The sequence below is a fragment of the Streptomyces sp. NPDC002698 genome (assembly GCF_042888945.1).
Taxonomy (GTDB): domain Bacteria; phylum Actinomycetota; class Actinomycetes; order Streptomycetales; family Streptomycetaceae; genus Streptomyces.
Window position 1 is genome coordinate 22,268 of record NZ_JBIAQM010000026.1, and the last position, 18,459, is coordinate 40,726.

Here is an 18,459-nt window from a genome sequence, read left to right on the forward strand (position 1 = left end):
AGCGATGACACACGACAACAACGCCGAGGTTCTCGACTACCTCAAGCGCACCTCGATCGAACTGATCGAGACACGCAAGCGCCTGCAAGAGCTCACGGACGCCGCCGCCGAACCCGTCGCCGTCGTCGGCGTCGCCTGCCGCTACCCGGGCGCGGTGGCCTCCCCCGAAGACCTGTGGGAGCTGGTGCGCCAGGGCGCGGACGCCGTGGGCGACTTCCCCGACGACCGCAACTGGGACCTGGACACCCTCTACCACCCCGACCCCGACCACCCCGGCACCTGCTACACCCGCAAGGGCGGATTCCTCCACGACGCCGGCGACTTCGACGCCGACTTCTTCGGCATCAACCCGCGCGAGGCCCTGTCCGCCGACCCGCAGCAGCGCCTGCTGCTGGAGGCGTCCTGGGAGAGCGTGGAGCGGGCCGGCATCGACCCCGAGTCCCTGCGCGGCACCGACACCGGAGTGTTCGCCGGACTCGCCTACTTCGGCTACGGCAACCACTTCGACACCCCCGAGGCCATCGCCGGCTACGCCCAGATCGGCTCCCTGCTCAGCGTGGCCTCCGGCCGGGTCGCGTACGCGCTGGGCCTTCAGGGCCCGGCCGTCTCCACCGACACCGCCTGCTCCTCCTCGCTGGTCGCGGTGCATCAGGCGGTGCAGTCGCTGCGCCAGGGCGAATGCACCCTGGCCCTGGCCGGCGGGGTCACCGTCATGGGAATGCCGCAGGTGTTCCGCGAGATGTCCAAACAGCGGGGCCTCGCGGTGGACGGCCGGTGCAAGGCGTTCGCCGACGCGGCGGACGGCACCGGCTTCTCCGAGGGCGTCGGCATGCTCGTCCTGGAACGGCTGTCCGACGCGCGCCGCAACGGCCGCAGGATCTGGGCGGTCATCCGCGGGTCGGCCGTCAACCAGGACGGCGCCTCCAACGGCCTGACCGCGCCCAGCGGCCCCGCCCAGCAGCGCGTGATCCGCGCCGCGCTCGCCAACGCCCGCCTGGGCAGCGGCGACATCGACGCGGTCGAGGCCCACGGCACCGGCACCACCCTCGGCGACCCCATCGAGGCGGGCGCCCTGCTGGCCACCTACGGCCAGGACCGCGACGCCCAGGACCCTTTGTGGCTCGGGTCGCTGAAGTCCAACATCGGGCACACCCAGGCCGCCGCCGGAGTCGGCGGCATCATCAAGATGATCATGGCGATGCGGCACGGACTGCTGCCCCCGACCCTGCACGTCGACCGCCCTTCCACGCACATCGACTGGTCCGCCGGAGCCGTGGAACTGCTCACCGAGGCCCGGGACTGGACCACCCCGGACGGCCGGCCCCGGCGCGCGGGCGTCTCCGCGTTCGGGGTCAGCGGCACCAACGCACACGTCATCCTCGAACAGGCGCCACTGGAGGACGAGGACGGCGAGGGCGACGAGGGCGACGAGGACCGTCTGCCCTACTGCCAGGGCGGACCGGTGCCCTGGGCGCTGTCCGCGCGCTCGGCACAGGCGCTGCGCGCCCAGGCCCGGGTCCTGCACGACTTCGCCGCCGCCCGCCCGGACCTGGACCTCCTCGACGCCGGCCACGCGCTGGTCTCCACCCGCACCCGCTTCGAGCACCGGGCCGTGCTCCTGGGCCACGACCGGGACGAACTGCTGGGCGCGCTCGACGCACTGAGCCGGGGCAAGGACTCCGCAGCCCTCATCCGCGGCACGGCCACCGGCGAAGCCGACGGCCCCGTCTACCTGTTCCCCGGCCAGGGCTCCCCCTGGGCAGGCGTCGGACGCCGGCTGTACGACACTTATCCCGTCTTCGCGCGGAGCCTCGACGAGATCTGCGCCCGCTTCGACGCCCACCTGCCCCACCCGCTCAAGCCCGTCCTGCTCGCCGACGAGCCCGAGGGCCGCGACCGCACCGACATCGCCCAGGCGGCCCTGTTCACCCTCCAGGTCAGCCTCTACCGCCTCCTCACCCAGTACGCCCCCACCCCCGCCCGGCTCATCGGCCACTCCGTCGGCGAGATCGCCGCCGCCCACGTCTCCGGCGTCCTCGACCTGGACACCGCGACCCGGCTCGTCGCCGCCCGCGGCCGCACCATGCAGACGGTCACCGAACCCGGCGCCATGCTCGCCGTCCGCACCTCCCACACCCACGTGAGCACCCTGCTGGGCGCCTACGACCGCGTCGGCGTCGCCGCCGTCAACGGCCCCGAGTCCGTCGTCGTCTCCGGCCTGCGCGAACAGGTCCACGCCCTGCGCGACCAGCTCGCCGCCGACGGCATCTCCGCGAAACTCCTCCCGGTCGCCCACGCCTTCCACTCCCCGCTCATGGACCCGATCCTCGAGGAGTTCGCGGCAGCGCTCGGCGACCTGCCCGACGGCGAGATGGCGATCCCCGTCGTCTCCACCCGGCTGGGCCGCGAGGCCACGCTCCAGGAACTGACCTCCGCCCGCTACTGGGTCGACCACGTCCGCGACCCCGTCCGCTTCTGGGACGCGGTCGAGACCGCCCGCGCCGCCGGCGCGGGCGTCTTCGTGGAGGTGGGGCCCGGGGCGACGCTCACGAGCATCACCAAGGAGGCCCTCGCCGGCGAGGGCCTCCACGACACGACGGTCGTCTCGGCGTCACGGCGCGACCGCACCGCCACCCAGGCGCTGCTCGGCGCACTGGCCCACCTCCACGTCCACGGCGCCGAGGTGGACTTCCCGGCCCTGTCCGGCCCCCGCCGCAGCGTCGACCTGCCGACCTACGCCTTCCAACGGCAGCGCTACTGGATGGACTTCCTCGCCGGGACACAGACCACCGACGTCACCTCCGCCGGCCTCACCGCCCCCGAACACCCCCTGCTCGGCGCCGTGGTGGACCACCCCGGCACCGACGAGCGGGTCTTCACCGACCGGTGGTCCCTGCGCACCCACGGCTGGCTCGCCGACCACACCGTCTTCGGCGCCGTCGTCGTCCCCGCGACCGCCTACCTGGACCTGGCCCTGTCGGCCGGCGCCCACGTCGGCTGCGCCAGGGTCGAGGAACTCACCCTGGCCGTCCCGCTGATCCTGCCCGAGAGCGGCGACGTACGGATCCGCATCGTCGTCGGCGCCGCCGACGACAGCGGACGCCGCTCCCTGGACGTGTACGCGCAAAGCGGCGACGACACCCCCGGCCAGGGCTCCTGGACCCGCCACGCGAGCGGCAGCCTGACACCCGGCAGCCCGCCGGCCCCCGCCCCGGCGCTCACCGCCTGGCCCCCGGCCGGGGCGAAGCAGCTCGACATCAGCGGCCTCTACGACACCTTCGAGGACGCCGGATTCGACTACGGCCCGCTCTTCCGCGGGCTGCGGGAGGTCTGGCGGCACGGCGAGGACCTCTTCGCCCTGGCCACCCTCCCCGACACCGCCGACCTCACCGCCGGCGGCGCCTTCGCCCTGCACCCGGCCCTCCTCGACACCGTCCTGCACGCCTCCATCGCCGCAGGCGTCATCGAGGTGACCGGCGAGCAGGGCCGCATGCCCTTCGCCTGGTCCGGCGTGGACCTGACCGGCCCCTGCCCGCCCACCGTCAGGGTCCGCCTCACCCCGGCCGGCGAGGACGCCGTGTCGCTGACGATCGCCGACCGGCACGGCCACCCGATCGCCTCCGTCGCCACCCTCGCCTTCCGCCCCGCGAGCGCCGCGCAGGTCCACTCCGCACACGGCGGCCAGAAGCAGCCGCTGTACGAAGTGCGGTGGCGCCCGGTCAAGGAGAGCGGACGGGACACCTACCAGGGGCGGTTCGCCGTCCTCGGCACCCCCGGCGGCCCGGCCGCCCGCCTCACCGCCGCGCACGACAGCCCGGCCGTCCGCCACGCGTCGATGGACGAACTCCTCACGGGGCAGGCACCCGCCCACATCGTCCTGTGCCCGGACGACGCCGCCACGACCGGCGCCGGACTGCTCGACACCGTCGCCGACACCGGCAAGCGGGTACTGGAGCAGGTCCAGCGCTTCCTCGCCGAGGAAGCCCTCGCCGCCTCCACCCTGGTACTCCTCACCCGCCTGGCCCTCGACACCGGCCGGGGCGAGCGCGTCGAGAACCTGCCCGGCGCGTCCGTATGGGGCCTGATCCGCTCCGCCCAGACCGAACACCCCGGCAGATTCAAGCTGGTCGACCTCGACGACGCGGACACCTCCTGGGCCCGCCTGCCCGACGTCCTCACCCTGGACGAGGACCAACTGGCACTGCGCGAGGGGACGCTGCTGATCCCGCGGCTGGCAGCGGCCGAACCCGCCCGCCACCGCATCGAACCCGCCCCGGCCGGAGCCCACCGTCTGGGCATCCCGACCAAGGGCACCCTGGAGAACCTGACCTGGATCCCCTGCCCCGAGGTGCAAGCACCCCTGACGGCGGGCCAGGTCCGCATCGCCGTCCAGGCCGCCGGCCTCAACTTCCGCGACGTCACCATCGCCCTGGGCCTGGTGGACCGCACCGCCATCGACGCCGGACTCGGCAGCGAGGGCGCCGGCACCGTCCTCGAAGTCGCCGACGGCGTCACCCGTTTCGCCCCCGGCGACCGCGTGACGGGCATCTTCAGCGGAGCCTTCGGCCGCACGGCCGTGGCCGACCACCGCATGCTCGCCCCCGTCCCCGACGGCTGGAGCTTCGCCCAGGCCGCCTCCGTGCCGTGCACCTTCCTCACCGCCTACCACGGCCTCTTCCACGTGGCCAACCTCCAGAAGGGACAGCGCGTCCTCATCCACGCCGCGGCCGGCGGCGTCGGCATGGCCGCCGTCCAACTCGCCCGCCACGCGGGCGCCGAGATCTACGCCACCGCCGGCCCCGCCAAGTGGCCCGCCCTGCGCGCCCTCGGCGTGGACGAGAGCCACCTGGCGTCCTCCCGCGACCTGGAGTTCGCCGAGAAGTTCCACCGCACCTCCGGCGGCCGCGGCGTGGACGTCGTCCTCAACTCCCTGGCCCACACGTTCGTCGACGCCTCACTGACCCTGCTCCCGCACGGCGGGCACTTCGTCGAGATGGGCAAGACCGACATCCGCGACCCCCGGCAGATCGCGGACGCCCACCCCGGCGTCGACTACCGGCCCTTCGACCTCTACGAGACGGGCCCCGAGGCGATCCAGGAGATGTTCCGGGCCGTCATGGACCTGTTCGCCGACGGCCGGGTGCAGCTGCCCCCGCTCTCCGTGCGCGACATCCACGACGCACGCGCGGTGTTCCGCGAGATGAGCCAGGGCCGCCACATCGGCAAGCTGGTCCTGGAGGTGGGCGACGGCCTCGGCGGCGGCACCGTCCTGGTCACCGGCGGCACCGGGGGAGTGGGCTCGCTCCTCGCCCGCCACCTCGTCGCCGAACACGGCGTACGGAGCCTGCTGCTGGCCAGCCGCAGCGGCCCCGCGGCCGACGGCGTCGCCGACCTGGTCGCCGACCTCGAAGGCGCGGGAGCGGCCGTCCAGGTCGCCGCCGTGGACGTCGGGGACCGGGCCGCCGTGGCCGACCTGCTCACGACCCTGCCCGCCCGCCACCCGCTGACCGCCGTCGTGCACGCGGCGGGCGTCCTCGCGGACGGCACCGTCGCATCGCTGAGCGCGCAGAGCCTCGACCACGTCCTCGCCGCCAAGGCCGGCGGCGCGATCAACCTCCACGAACTCACCCGGGACCACCACCTGTCGGCGTTCATCGCCTTCTCCGCCCTCGCGGGCACGCTCGGCAACGCGGGACAGGCCAACTACGCCGCCGCCAACGCCTTCCTGGACGCCCTCGCCGCCCAGCGCCAGGCATCCGGCCTGCCCGGCACCTCACTGGCCTGGGGCTGGTGGGAGCAGAGCAGCGGCATGACCGGCGAGCTCGACGCCGCCGACCTCTCCCGGCTGCGCCGCACCGGCATCACCGCGATGCCCACCCCCCGGGCCCTGGCCCTGTTCGACGCCGCCCGCGCCGACGGCAAGCCGGCCCTCGTCCCCGCCCACCTGGACCTCGCCGCACTGCGCGACAAGGACGCCGACGAGGTCCCGCCGCTGCTGCGCGACCTCGTCGAGGGCAGCCGCCCGCGCCGCACCAGGGCGAACACCGCCGACGACAGCGGTCCGGCCCACCTGGGCACCCGGCTGGCCGGACTGCCGGCCGCCCAGGCCCGCGCGACCGTTCTGGAATGGGTCCGCGAACAGGTCGCCGTCGTCTTCGGACACCCCTCCGGCGCGAGCGTCGACGTCGACGAGGCCTTCACCCGGCTCGGATCCGACTCGCTGATCGCCGTCGAACTCTGCAACCGCCTGAACGCCTCCACCGGTCTTCGACTGCCCTCCACCATCGTCTTCAGCTACCCGACACCACGCGAACTGAGCGACCACATCAGCGACCTGCTGCGACCCGAAACCGACACCGAACCGGACCGGGCGGACGAGGACGCGGCGATCCGCGACGTGCTGCGCACCGTCTCCATCGACAGCCTGCGCGGCGCGGGCGTCCTCGAACTGGTCCTGGCCTGCGCCGCCACCCCCGCCTCGGACGGCACCGCCCCGGCGGCCGGCGAGACGGCCGGCACGGACGAACTGTCGGACCTGGACCTCGAAGCACTCGTCGACCTGGCCCTGGAAGAGAAGTAGGAGAGTGACATGACCGATTCCGCGGAACGCACGGCGGACGGCGCGGACCGGGTCCAGCGGGCGCTCCGCACCCTCCTGGAGGAACGCGACCGCCTCCGGCAGGAGAACGACGCCCTCAAGGCCGGCCGCGGTGAGCCGATCGCCGTGGTCGCCATGGCCTGCCGCTACCCCGGAGGCGTGACGAGTCCCGAGGACCTGTGGGACGTGGTCCACGAGGGCCGCGACGTCATCGGCGACTTCCCCAAGGACCGCGGGTGGCGCGACGTGTACGACCCGGACCGCGACGCCACCGGCCACGCCTACACCGACCAGGGCGGCTTCCTGGACGACGTCGCCGGCTGGGACGCCGACTTCTTCGGCACCAGCCCGCGCGAGGCACTGGCCGTCGACCCGCACCACCGCCTGCTGCTGGAGACCTCCTGGGAGGCCTTCGAACGCGCCGGCATCGTCCCCGCCGACGTCCGCGGCTGCGAGGTCGGCGTCTTCTCCGGGGTCAGCTCCTCCGAGTACGGCTGGCGCTTCCTGGAAGGCGGCCAGAAGGACCTGGAGGGCTACCTGCTGTACGGCAGCGCCCTGAGCGTCGCCTCCGGCCGCGTGGCCTACGAACTCGGCCTGACCGGGCCCGCGGTGTCGGTGGACACGGCGTGCTCGTCCTCGTTGGTCGCCCTCCACATGGCGGTGCAGTCCCTGCGCTCGGGCGAGTGCTCGCTGGCGCTGGCCGGCGGGGCGCTGGTGATGGCCACACCCGCGATGTTCGTGGAGTTCTCCCGGCAGGCCGCCCTCTCGCCCGACGGCCGCTGCAAGGCCTTCGCGGACGGCGCCGACGGAACCGGCTGGGCCGAGGGCGTGGGCGTGCTGCTCCTGGAGCGGCTGTCCGACGCCCGCCGCAACGACCACCCGGTGCTGGCCGTCGTGCGCGGCAGCGCGGTCAACCAGGACGGCGCCAGCAACGGCCTGACCGCCCCCAACGGCCGCGCCCAGGAGAAGGTGATGCGCAAGGCCCTGGCCAACGCGGGCGTCACCCCCGACGAGGTCGACCTCGTCGAGGCCCACGGCACCGGAACCGTGCTCGGCGACCCCATCGAGGCCGGCGCGCTGCTGGCCACCTACGGCCAGAACCGCGACCAGGACAGGCCGCTGTGGCTGGGGTCCCTGAAGTCGAACCTCGGACACGCCCAGGCCGCCGCCGGGGTCGGCGGGGTCATCAAGACCGTGATGGCCCTGCGCCACAACCACCTGCCCAAGACCCTGCACGTGACCGAGCCCTCGCACCACGTGGACTGGTCCGCCGGCGCGGTCCGGATCCTCACCGAGGGACGCGCCTGGACGAAGACGGACGGCCCGCGGCGGGCCGGGGTGTCCTCGTTCGGCGTCAGCGGCACCAACGCGCACATCGTCCTGGAGGAGGCCCCGCCCCAGGAGCAGCCCGACGCGTACGACGAGGGCGGTACGGACGCGGGCGTCGTCGGCGGCCTGATCCCGTGGACGGTGTCGGGCAAGACCGCCAAAGCCCTGCGCCAGCAGGCGGCCAGACTGCGCGACTTCGCCGCCGCCGGCACCGCCCTGGACCTCGCCGGAGCCGGCTGGTCGCTGCTCTCGAACCGCTCACGCTTCGAGCACCGCGCGGTGGTACTGGGCCGCACCAAGGACGAACTCCTCGACGCACTCGGGGCGTTGAGCGAGGGCACGGAGTCCGCCGCGGTGGTCGCCGGCACGGCGGGCGACCTCGGCGGCACCGCCTTCATGTTCCCCGGACAGGGCTCCCAGTGGGTCGGCATGGGCCGGGAACTGTACGCCGCCTTCCCGGTCTTCGCGCGGAGCATGGAGGCGTGCGCCGAGGCCCTGGCCGAGTGGACCGACTGGTCACTGCTCGACGTCATCCGCGGAGTCCCGGGCGCGCCGGGCCTGGACCGGGTGGACGTGGTGCAGCCCGCGCTGTTCTCGGTGATGGTGTCCATGGCCGCCCTGTGGCGCTCCTGGGGCGTCCAGCCGTCCGCGGTGATCGGCCACAGCCAGGGCGAGATCGCCGCCGCCCACGTGTGCGGCGCGCTGACCCTGCGCGACGCCACCAAGATCGTGGCGCTGCGCAGCAAGGCCCTGGTGGAACTGATCGGACACGGCGGCATGGCGTTCGTCGCGGAGTCCGAGGCGGTGGTGCAGCAGCACATGGCGCCCTGGAGCGAGCGGATCGGTGTCGCCGTGGTCAACGGACCCCGCGCGGTCGTGGTGTCCGGGGAACCCGGCGCGCTCGACGAATTCATCGAGAAGATGAAGGCCGACGGCTGCCAGGCCCAGCGCATCAAGGTCGATTACGCCTCGCATTCGCATCAGGTGACCCGGGTACGGGACGAGGTGATCGGCGCCCTGTCCGACGTGAGCCCGAAATCGTCGGAACTTCCTTTCTACTCGACCCTGTACGGCGAAATCATCGACACCGCGCGGCTGGACGCCGACTATTGGTACAACAACCTGCGCGAGAAGGTCCGCTTCGAATCGTCCGTACGGCAGATGGCCGCGGACGGGTTCCGGGTGTTCGTCGAGATGAGCCCGCACCCCGTGCTGACCGTCCCCGTGCAGGAGATGACCGAGGACCTGGACGACGCGCTGGTGCTGTCCTCGTCGCGGCGCGGCCGGGGCGAGGTGGAGGCCGTCCTCTCCTCACTGGCCGCGCTCCACGTCCGGGGCGGAAACGTCGACTGGGCCGCCCTGTTCACCACCCGCCGACAGGTCGACCTGCCCACCTACGCCTTCCAGCGGCAGCGGTACTGGCTCAGCTCCGCACCCACCGCCGCCGTGACCGCACAAGCGTCCCCGACGGAACCTCAGCCGGTGCCCGACGACCAGCAAGTTCCGCTGCCGCAGCGGCTCGTGGCGCTCGTCCCCGACGACGCCCAGGCCCTCGTCCTGGACCATGTCCTCGAACGGGTCGCCGTCGTCCTCGGCCACCCCTCCACCGAATCCATCGACCCCGACGGCGAGTTCACGAGGATCGGCTTCGACTCGATGCTGTCGGCGGACCTGAGCAAACGCCTGACCGCCTCGACCGGCCTGAAGCTGCGCCCGAACGTGGTGCTGCGCCACCCCTCCCCGCGGCTGATCGCCCGGCACATCGTGTCCTCGCTGGCCGGGCCCGGCGCCCGCCGGCCGGCCGGCTGAACCGGCCGTATTCCGGGTGCGGTCGTACCCGGTCCGGGCGCGGGTGCGCCCTGCGGAAAACGTCCCGCCAAGGGGAATGTCCCGCCGGTGGAATGTCCCGCCGGCGGGACACCGCAAGCCCACGAGCGGCTTGTCCCGCCCCCGTACCAAGTTGTCTTGACCGGCTGATTCACCTTCCGTGAAGGTGGGGTGATCTGCGAATTCCTCCGATTCCCGGACCTGTTTCTCCAAGGGGTTGATCCGTGTGCGTGCATTCGCTGCTTCGTCCGCGCATAAAGGACTGTGGCTGGCGGAGGAAATGTCTGCCGACACGCTGAACCATGCGCTGACCATGTGGGACGTGGACGGTGAACTGGACGCGGCCGTCATGGAGTCCGCGTTCCTGCACGTGCTGGACGAGGCCGAGGTCCTGCGCGTCACCTTCGCCGACGACGGCGACGGGCTGCGCCTGACACCGCGCGAGCTGGGGGACTGGCGGCCCTTCCTCCTGGACCTGTCCGCCGAGGCCGACCCCGAGCAGGCGGCGCGCGACGCACTGGCCGGCCTGATCCGCAAGCCGTTCGACCTCGCACGTGACCTGCTGTTCCGGATGGGCGTCATCACCCTCGCACCGGCCCGCTCGCTCGTGGTGATCTCCTACCACCACCTGATCTCGGACGGGTTCGGCACCGGCGGCCTGCTCTCCCGGCGTCTCGCCGAGGTCTACACGGCCCTGTCACGCGGCGAGCAGGTCCCCGCCCTGCCGCACCCCTGGGACGCCGAGTCGTTCGCGGCCGAGGCGGCCGGCTACCTCGCCTCGGAAGAGTTCACCGAGGACAGCGGGTTCTGGCGCGACTACCTCGCCGACGCGCCCGCCCCCGCACAGGTCCCGCGCGTCGCCCTCGGCGACGCCGAACGCACCGCGCTCGCCGAACCGATGAGCGACGCCGACCGCTGGGGCGAACTGACCGAGCCCATCGGCATGGTCAGCCGCACCCTGACCGTCCCGCGCGCCGAGTCCGACGCGTGGAGCGAGGCGGCGAAATCCATGGGCGTGTGGACGTCCACGATGCTGACCGCCGCCGCGGCCGTGTTCCTCCGCCACCGCTGCGACCGCCCCGAGTTCCTGCTCTCCCTGGCCGTCGGCAACCGGACCGGCGTCGCGAGCAGGACACCCGGCCTCGCGGTGAACGTCGTCCCCGTACGCGTGAAGGTCCCGCTGAACGCGACCTTCACCGACCTCGCCGACGCGATCGTCGACGAGACGTACGAGATCTCCGGCCACACCGCCTGCCACTACTCGGACATCCAGCGCGCCAGCCGGACCGCCCTGAGCGACCGCGGCAGCTTCGGCGCCGTCATGAACGTCGTCGAGTTCGTCGAGCAGCTCCGCTTCGGCGACCACCTGGCGCGCTACCTCGGCGGAACCACCGGCTCCTTCGACGAACTGTCGATCGGCGTCTACAGCGACGGCAGCGCCGACAGCGACCTGTTCATCCGCCTCGACGCCCCCGCACGCCTCTACGACCGGGCCGAACTGCGCTTCATCGGCGAGGAGCTGATCGCCCACATCCGCGCCGTGGTGGCCGACGGGGAACAGAGCATCGGCGCGCTGGACGCGCTCACCGGCGCCGGGCGGGAGCGGGTGCTGACGGCACCGAACGACACGCACGCACCCCTTCCCGCACTCACCGTTCCCCAGCTGTTCGCCCGCCAGGTGACATCGGCCCCCGACGCCGTCGCGCTGGTCGGCGGCGACCTCACCCTCTCCTACCGGGAACTCGACGAGCGCTCCGGCCGCCTGGCCGACGCCCTGCGCGGCCACGGCGTCGGCCCCGACACGGTCGTGGCGGTGGCACTGGAGAGGTCGGTGGACCTGGCCGTCGCCCTGCTCGGCGTGGCCAAGGCCGGCGGAGCCTACCTGCCCCTCGACCCGGCACTGCCCGCGGCGCAGGCCAAGCTCGTGGCCGGCGACGCCGCCGCCCACGCCCTGCTCACCGACGCGGCGACCGCCCAGGCACTCTCGGCCGGCCTGGAGATCCCGGCCCTCGTACTCACCGACCTCACCGCCGACACCGCACCGGCCACCACCACCGATGCCGCACCGGCATCCACCCCGCTCCCGCTCCCGCAGCCGGACAACCTCGTGGCCGTAAGCCCCACGTCGACGACCGGCGCCGCCACCGCGGTCGGCATCACCCACCGCGCCATGGAGCGGCTCGTCCTGGACCGCACCTGGCAAGGCGCCGCCCGAGGCACCGTGCTGTGGCACACCCCGGCGACCTCCGACACCCTCGCCCTCGAACTGTGGGCGCCCCTGCTGGGCGGCGGCCGCGTGGTCGTGGCTCCCCCCGGCGAACTCGACGCCGACGCACTGACCCGGGCGCACGCCGAGCACGGCATCACCGCCGTGTGGCTGCCCGCCGGCCGGTTCACGGCGATCGCCGCCCGGCATCCCGCCTCCCTGACCGGACCGCGCGAGGTGTTCACCGGCGGCGACCGCGTACCCGCGGCCGCGCTGCGCCGTATCCGCCAGGCCTGCCCCGGGACGACGATCGTCACCGGCCACGGCCCCGCGGAAGCCGCCGGATTCGCCGTCACCGACCGCCTGACCCCGGACAAGGCGGAACACCGCGCCGGCACCCTCGGCCGCCCCACCGACAACACCCGCCTCTACGTCCTGGGCCCGGGTCTGGCACCCGTCCCCGCCGGCGTCACCGGCGAGCTGTACGCGGCCGGCCCCGGCGTGGCGCGCGGATACCTCGGACGCCCCGGACCGACCGCGGAGCGCTTCGTGCCCTGCCCCTTCGGCCCGCCCGGCACCCTGATGTACCGCACCGGCGACCGGGTGCGCTGGGGCGCCGGCGGCCGGATCGAGCATGTCGCCGACGCGGGCGCCCAGGCCGGCGTACGCGGTGTCAGCGTCGAGTTGGCCGAGGTCGAGGAGGTACTGGCCGAACACCCCGCCCTCGCCCGGTCGGCCGTCGCCGTCAAACCGGACGCGGCCGGGCAGCAGCGCCTGGTGGCCTACGTCGTCCCGGTCGACGGCCAGGCCGTATCCGCCGACGAACTGCGCGGCTTCGCCGCGAAACGACTCCCGGAGTCCGTCGTCCCGACCCTGTTCACCGTGCTGGAACACCTGCCGCTGACGGCGGGCGGCAGGCTCGACCGGGCGGCCCTGCCCGAGCCCGCCACCGAGCCGGACACCTACCGCGCACCGCGCAACGACACCGAACGCATCCTGGCCAAGGCGTTCGCCGAGGTCCTCGAAGTGGACCGGGTCGGCATCGACGAGGACTTCTTCGACCTCGGCGGCAACTCGCTGCGCGCGATCCGGCTGGTCGGCCTGATCCGGGCCGAGCTCAAGCAGGAGGTGTCCATCCGCCGCCTGTTCGCGGCGCGCACCATCACCGGCCTGTCGGACATGTGGAAGGACCTCGGCCGGTCCAGCAGGCCGAGCCTGCGCAGGCGGACGAAGGAGGGCGCGGTCCTCTGACGCCGGGGGTCTCCTCCGGCTGCCGGGCGCGGCCCGGCCCGGTCAGCAGCGGTTCGGCACGGCGAAGGCGAAGGAAGCCATGGATTCTCTGACACAGGCCCTGCTGTCCGGGGCCGGCCCGGACGAACTCGGGCGGCACGAACTCCCCTCCCACTACGAGGCGGCGCACCTCCTGGCCGCGGACCTCGGCATGTTCGACGGCGTGGCGGACAACGACGTCCGCAAGTCGCTGCACGTCGGGCAGGTCCCCATGCCGGACATCGCGCCGGACGAGGTGGTCGTCGCCGTCATGGCGAGCTCCATCAACTACAACACCGTGTGGTCGGCGACGTTCGAGCCGGTGCCCACGTTCGAGTTCCTCAAGCGCGGCGCCCGCCAGGGCGGCTGGGCCGCCCGGCACGACCTGCCCTACCACCAGGTCGGCTCGGACGCCTCCGGCGTCGTCGTACGCGCCGGGGCCGGGGTACGGCACTGGAAGGCGGGCGACCACGTCGTCGTCAGCTGCGTCCAGGTCGACGAGCAGGAACCGGCGACACACGCCGACGCCATGCTCGGGGCGGGACAGAAGATCTGGGGCTACGAGACGAACTTCGGCGGCCTCGCCCACTACGCGGTGGTCCGCGCCAGCCAGCTCCTGCCCAAACCGGCACACCTGACCTGGGAGGAGTCGGCCGGCGTCCTGCTGACCGCGGCGACCTCCTACCGGATGCTGGTCGGCGACAACGGCGCCCGGATCAAACAGGGCGACATCGTCCTCGTCTGGGGCGCCACCGGCGGCCTCGGCGCGTTCGCGGTCCAGATGGTCAAGAACGCCGGCGGTATCCCCATCGGCGTGGTCGGCTCCGAGCACAAGGCCGAGGTGCTGCGCCGGCTGGGCTGCGACGTGGTGATCAACCGCAACGACATCGGCCTGGGCGGCGACGACGCGCTCACCCCCGAGCGGACCATCGAGCTGGGCAAACGGCTCGGACGGGAGATCCGCCGGCAGGTCGGCGAGGACCCGCACGTCGTGTTCGACTTCGTCGGCCGGGCGACGTTCGGGATCTCGGTGTTCGTCGTGCGCAAGGGCGGAACCGTCGTCACCTGCGGCTCCAGCACCGGCTACGACCACCACTTCGACAACCGCTACCTCTGGATGAACCTCAAGAAGATCGTGGGCAGTCACGCCGCGAACCTCCAGGAGCAGGCGGAGTGCAACCGGCTCTTCCAGCTCGGGCACCTCTCACCCGTCCTGTCCGAGGTCTTCCCCTTGGCGGACGTGGGTGAGGCCGCACGCCTGGTCCAGCAGAACAAGCACATCGGCAAGGTCGGCGTCCTCTGCCTCGCCCCTGAGGAAGGGCTCGGCGTCACCGACCCCGCACTGCGCGAGAAGATCGGCACCCAGCGCCTCAACCCGCTGCGCCGCCCCGGCGCGCCCGATCCCCAAGAGGCGTCCTGACATGGGCATCGGCATACTCTCCACCGGCTCCTACCTGCCCAAGCACGAGGTCGGCAACGAAGAGGTCGCCGAGCGCGTCGGCGTCACCGCGGAGTGGATCGAGCGCAAGACGCAGATCAAGTCCCGGCGCTACGCCGCAGAACACGAGGCGACCTCCGACCTGGCGCTGAAGGCAGCCGAACGCGCGCTGGAGCAGGCCGGGCTGGGCCCGGAGCAGATCGACCACATCATCGTCTCGACCTCCACCGGCGACTTCCCGCAGCCGCCCACCTCCTACCTGGTGCAGCACGGCCTGGGCGCCTACGGCGCGGCCTGCCTCGACATCAACGTCGTGTGCAGCGGCTTCGTCTACGCCCTGGCGCTGGCCCACAGCCTGGTGACCGTGAACCCGGCCGCCCGGGTGCTGGTGATCGGCGCGGACGTCTACTCCCGGATCCTGGACTTCACCGACCGCCGCACGGCCATCCTGTTCGCCGACGGCGCCGGCGCCGCGGTCGTCGGCGCGGTCCCCGACCCGTACGGGATCATCGCCACCGACCTGTCCAGCCGCGGCGACGCGCACCATCTGATCCGCGTCGAGGCCGGCGGCAGCCGCAGACCGGCGTCCGCGGCGACCGTCGCGGAGGGCGCCCACTACTTCAGGATGGACGGCCGCGGGGTACGGGACTTCGTCGCCGAACACGTCCCGCCCGCCCTCCTCGCCCTGGCCCGCAGGGCCGGCGTCGACATCGGCGCGGTCGACCACTTCGTACCGCACCAGGCCAACGGCGTGATGCTCGGCGAGGTCGTCGAACGCACCGGACTGGGCGCCGCACAGACCCACCGCACGCTGATCCGATACGGCAACGTCGGCAGCGCCTCCGTCCCCGTCGCCCTCGACGAGGCGAGCCGCACCGGCGCGCTCAAGCAGGGGGACCTGGTCCTGCTCGCCGGATTCGGCGGCGGCATGTCGATCGGAGCGACACTTCTGAACTGGGGGACCCCCGCATGACCACGTCCACACACAGCGCCACCACCGCCATCGAGCGGGTGGGTGTCGCCGGCAGCGGCATCATGGGCACCGGCATCGCCGAACTGTGCGCCAAGAACGGACTGAACGTGAAGGTCGCGGTGTTCTCCGAGGCATCCCTGGAGACGGCGCCGCGACGGCTGGCCGCATCACTGGAGCGCGGCGTGGCCAAGGGCAAACTGACCGCGCCCGAACGCGACGCGGCCCTGGCCCGGGTGTCCTTCACCCGCGACCTCGCCGACCTCGCGGACCGCCAGCTGGTCATCGAGGCGGTCAAGGAGGACGAGCAGCTCAAACGGGACCTGTTCGCCACCCTCGACAAGACCGTCGAGGACCCGGACGCCATCCTGGCGACCAACACCTCCTCCCTCCCCGTCGTCCGGCTCGCCGCCGCGACCCGCCGCCCCGGCCAGGTCCTGGGCATCCACTTCTTCAACCCGGTGCCCGCCCTGCCCCTCGTCGAGCTCGTCCCCTCCGTCCTGACCGACGAGACGGCCGGCGAACGCGCCCTGGCCTTCGTCCGCGACACCCTCGGCAAGAAACCGATCGTCTCCCCGGACCGGGCGGGCTTCCTCGTCAACGCCCTGCTGTTCCCCTACCTGCTGTCCGCGATCCGGATGGTCGAGTCGGGACTGGCGAGCGCCGAGGTCGTCGACCAGGGCATGGTGCAGGGCTGCGCGCATCCGATGGGCCCGCTGCGCCTGGCCGACCTCATCGGCCTGGACACCACCGTCTCCATCGCCCGGGCCATGTACGAGGAGTTCAAGGAGCCCCTGTACGCGCCGCCGCCGCTGCTGCTGCGCATGGTCGAGGGCGGACTGCTGGGCAAGAAGTCCGGCCGGGGCTTTCACACCTACGCCTGAGCGGACATCTTTGATCCTCCGTTCACGACCGGCGGAAAAGGCGTCCACTAAAGTGATGCGCGGGCCGTGACTGGCGCTGAGGTGGAGCACCACCGGGGAGCGGTCTGACGAATCGGTCGATGCCGTGCGCCTGGGCGAGTGGTCAGCGACGCCTGGAGGCGACCATGTCCCAGACCCGGACAGCCCAGCTCATGGACGGCACCGGCCCCGCCCGGCGCATCGTCGAGGAGACATCGGACAGGGCGGCAGAGCTCGCGCGGCGCACGGGCGTGAGGCCCTGCCTGGCAACCGTGCTGGTGGGGGAGGATCCGGCTTCGGTGACGTACGTCCGCATGAAGCGGGCCCGTTGCGCGAAGGCGGGCATCGAGTCCCGGCTCGTCGCCCTGCCGGCCACCACGACGACCGCCGAGCTGGTGGAGATTCTCCGGTCCCTCTCGCAGGACACCGGTGTGCACGGCATCCTGCTGCAGCACCCCGTGGGCCCTCACATCGACGAGCGGGCGGCGTTCGAGGCCATCGCGCCGCAGAAGGACGTCGACGGGGTCACGATGAGCTCCTTCGGGGCGATGAGCTTCGCACTGCCCGGTTTCGCGTCGTGCACCCCGGGCGGGATCATGCGGCTCCTGGACGAGTACGACGTCGAGCTCGCGGGCCGCCGCGCCGTTGTCGTGGGCCGCAGCGCGATCCTCGGCAAGCCCGTCGGCATGCTCCTGCTCGCCCGGGACGCCACGGTCACCTACTGCCATTCCCGTACGGCCGATCTGGCCGCGGCCGTGCGGGAGGCGGACGTCGTCGTGGCGGCCGTGGGACGGCCCCGGCTCATCCGCGGCGAGGACGTCAAGCCGGGGGCCGTCGTGATCGACGCCGGATACAACCCCGGCAACGTCGGTGACGTCGACTTCGACACGGCCCGCACGCGTGCCCGCCTGATCACGCCGGTTCCCGGTGGGGTCGGGCCCATGACCATCGCGGTCCTGCTGGCCCAGACGGTCGACGCGGCCTTCGACCAGCTCGGGCTCGGCCGGTGAGGACGGCTTGAGGCCCGGCGCGGACGACGAGCGGCTCACCTGCTGACCCGGCTTCGGCACGGACGGGGGGAGGGGCCCGGGTCGCCCCGGGCCCCTCCCCCCGTCCGCGGCACCTGCGGGACGCCCCTCAGGAAGCGGCGGCCCGGGTGAACAGTCCCCCGGTGACGGCGGCGGCGACCCGGTCGAGCTGGTCGAAGAGGTAGAAGTGCCCGCCGGGGAACACCTCCACCGTGAAGTCGCCGGTGGTGTGCTCCCGCCAGGTGCGGGCGTCCTGGACCGTCGCGATCGGGTCGCTGTCCCCGATCAGGGCGGTCACCGGGGACGTGAGCGGCCTGCCGCCGAGGGGCCCGCGGTAGGTGCCCAGGATGCGGTAGTCGGCCCGCAGCGCCGGCAGCACCAGCTCCAGGATGTCGGGGTCCTCCAGCATCGACTGGTCGGTGCCGCCCAGCCGGCGCACCTCGGCCAGCATGTCGGCGTCGTCGTAGAGGTCGTAGGCGCTGTCGCGCAGGTCGGGACCGCCCCGGCCGGAGAAGAACACCCGCCGCGGGGCGGGCAGTCGACGCTCGGCGAGCCGCCGGGCCGTCTCGAACGCCACCAGCGAGCCCATGCTGTGCCCGAACAGGGCGTACGGCCGCCCGTCCGGGACCAGTTCACGCGCCAGCTCCTCGGTCACCGCCTCGGCGAGCGGCTCCAGGGCCGTGAACGGCTCCTCGCGGTAACGGTCCTGGCGGCCCGGATACTGCACGGACACCACGTCGACGTCCGGGTGCAGGATGCGCGCCAGGTCCTTGAACGCCGTCGCGGAGCCCCCCGCGTGCGGGAAGCACACGAGCCGCGGTCCCTTCGAGGCAGTCGTGGTGAAGCGTCGCAACCACGTGCTGTTCACTGTCGGTGTGTTCCCTTCGTAGGG

The 18,459-nt window shown here is 72.9% G+C and carries 8 protein-coding genes and 1 riboswitch; of the genes, 7 read left to right on the top strand and 1 reads right to left on the bottom strand.

Annotated elements, in window-relative coordinates:
- The first annotated feature begins 4 nt into the window (after positions 1-4).
- The 7 genes from ACFYW9_RS29245 to ACFYW9_RS29275 all read left to right on the top strand — a co-directional run bounded on the left by ACFYW9_RS29245 (position 5) and on the right by ACFYW9_RS29275 (position 17,549).
- Positions 5-6,580 carry a type I polyketide synthase gene (locus ACFYW9_RS29245; protein ID WP_389156323.1) on the top strand — a complete coding sequence of 2,192 codons (6,576 nt, stop codon included), beginning with the start codon at positions 5-7 and terminating at the stop codon, positions 6,578-6,580.
- Between the two features lie 9 nt (positions 6,581-6,589).
- Complete coding sequence (locus tag ACFYW9_RS29250) at positions 6,590-9,736, top strand: type I polyketide synthase (protein ID WP_389156326.1); 3,147 nt, start codon at positions 6,590-6,592, stop codon at positions 9,734-9,736.
- Between the two features lie 244 nt (positions 9,737-9,980).
- Entirely contained in the window at positions 9,981-13,211 is a 3,231-nt protein-coding gene (locus ACFYW9_RS29255) for an AMP-binding protein (protein WP_389156329.1), read from the top strand.
- A 79-nt stretch (positions 13,212-13,290) separates the two neighbouring features.
- Positions 13,291-14,649 (top strand): crotonyl-CoA carboxylase/reductase, encoded by a 1,359-nt coding sequence (gene ccrA, locus ACFYW9_RS29260; RefSeq protein WP_389156332.1) that lies wholly within the window; start codon positions 13,291-13,293, stop codon positions 14,647-14,649.
- A 1-nt stretch (position 14,650) separates the two neighbouring features.
- A complete protein-coding gene (locus ACFYW9_RS29265; protein ID WP_389156335.1) occupies positions 14,651-15,640 on the top strand; it encodes a 3-oxoacyl-ACP synthase III family protein in 990 nt (329 codons plus the stop codon).
- On the top strand, positions 15,637-16,521 hold the full coding sequence (locus ACFYW9_RS29270) for a 3-hydroxybutyryl-CoA dehydrogenase (RefSeq protein ID WP_389156337.1): 885 nt from the start codon (positions 15,637-15,639) through the stop codon (positions 16,519-16,521). The genes ACFYW9_RS29265 and ACFYW9_RS29270 overlap by 4 nt, the downstream gene beginning before the upstream one ends.
- Positions 16,522-16,577: 56 nt before the next feature.
- A riboswitch (ZMP/ZTP riboswitch) is annotated at positions 16,578-16,664 on the top strand.
- Positions 16,665-16,685: 21 nt separating this feature from the next.
- Positions 16,686-17,549, top strand: coding sequence for a bifunctional 5,10-methylenetetrahydrofolate dehydrogenase/5,10-methenyltetrahydrofolate cyclohydrolase (locus ACFYW9_RS29275; protein ID WP_389156340.1), 864 nt, complete (start codon positions 16,686-16,688; stop codon positions 17,547-17,549).
- A 127-nt stretch (positions 17,550-17,676) separates the two neighbouring features.
- Here ACFYW9_RS29275 and ACFYW9_RS29280 read toward each other — a convergent pair whose 3' ends face one another.
- Complete coding sequence (locus ACFYW9_RS29280) at positions 17,677-18,435, bottom strand: alpha/beta fold hydrolase (RefSeq protein ID WP_351873986.1); 759 nt, start codon at positions 18,433-18,435, stop codon at positions 17,677-17,679.
- Positions 18,436-18,459 lie beyond the last annotated feature (24 nt).

What these genes read in the sequence shown, in the direction of transcription:
- ACFYW9_RS29245 (WP_389156323.1), top strand. Translation starts at nt 5, where the DNA reads ATGACACACGACAACAACGCCGAGGTTCTCGACTACCTCAAGCGCACC.
- ACFYW9_RS29250 (WP_389156326.1), top strand. Translation starts at nt 6,590, where the DNA reads ATGACCGATTCCGCGGAACGCACGGCGGACGGCGCGGACCGGGTCCAG.
- ccrA (WP_389156332.1), top strand. Translation starts at nt 13,291, where the DNA reads ATGGATTCTCTGACACAGGCCCTGCTGTCCGGGGCCGGCCCGGACGAA.
- ACFYW9_RS29265 (WP_389156335.1), top strand. Translation starts at nt 14,651, where the DNA reads ATGGGCATCGGCATACTCTCCACCGGCTCCTACCTGCCCAAGCACGAG.
- ACFYW9_RS29270 (WP_389156337.1), top strand. Translation starts at nt 15,637, where the DNA reads ATGACCACGTCCACACACAGCGCCACCACCGCCATCGAGCGGGTGGGT.
- ACFYW9_RS29275 (WP_389156340.1), top strand. Translation starts at nt 16,686, where the DNA reads ATGTCCCAGACCCGGACAGCCCAGCTCATGGACGGCACCGGCCCCGCC.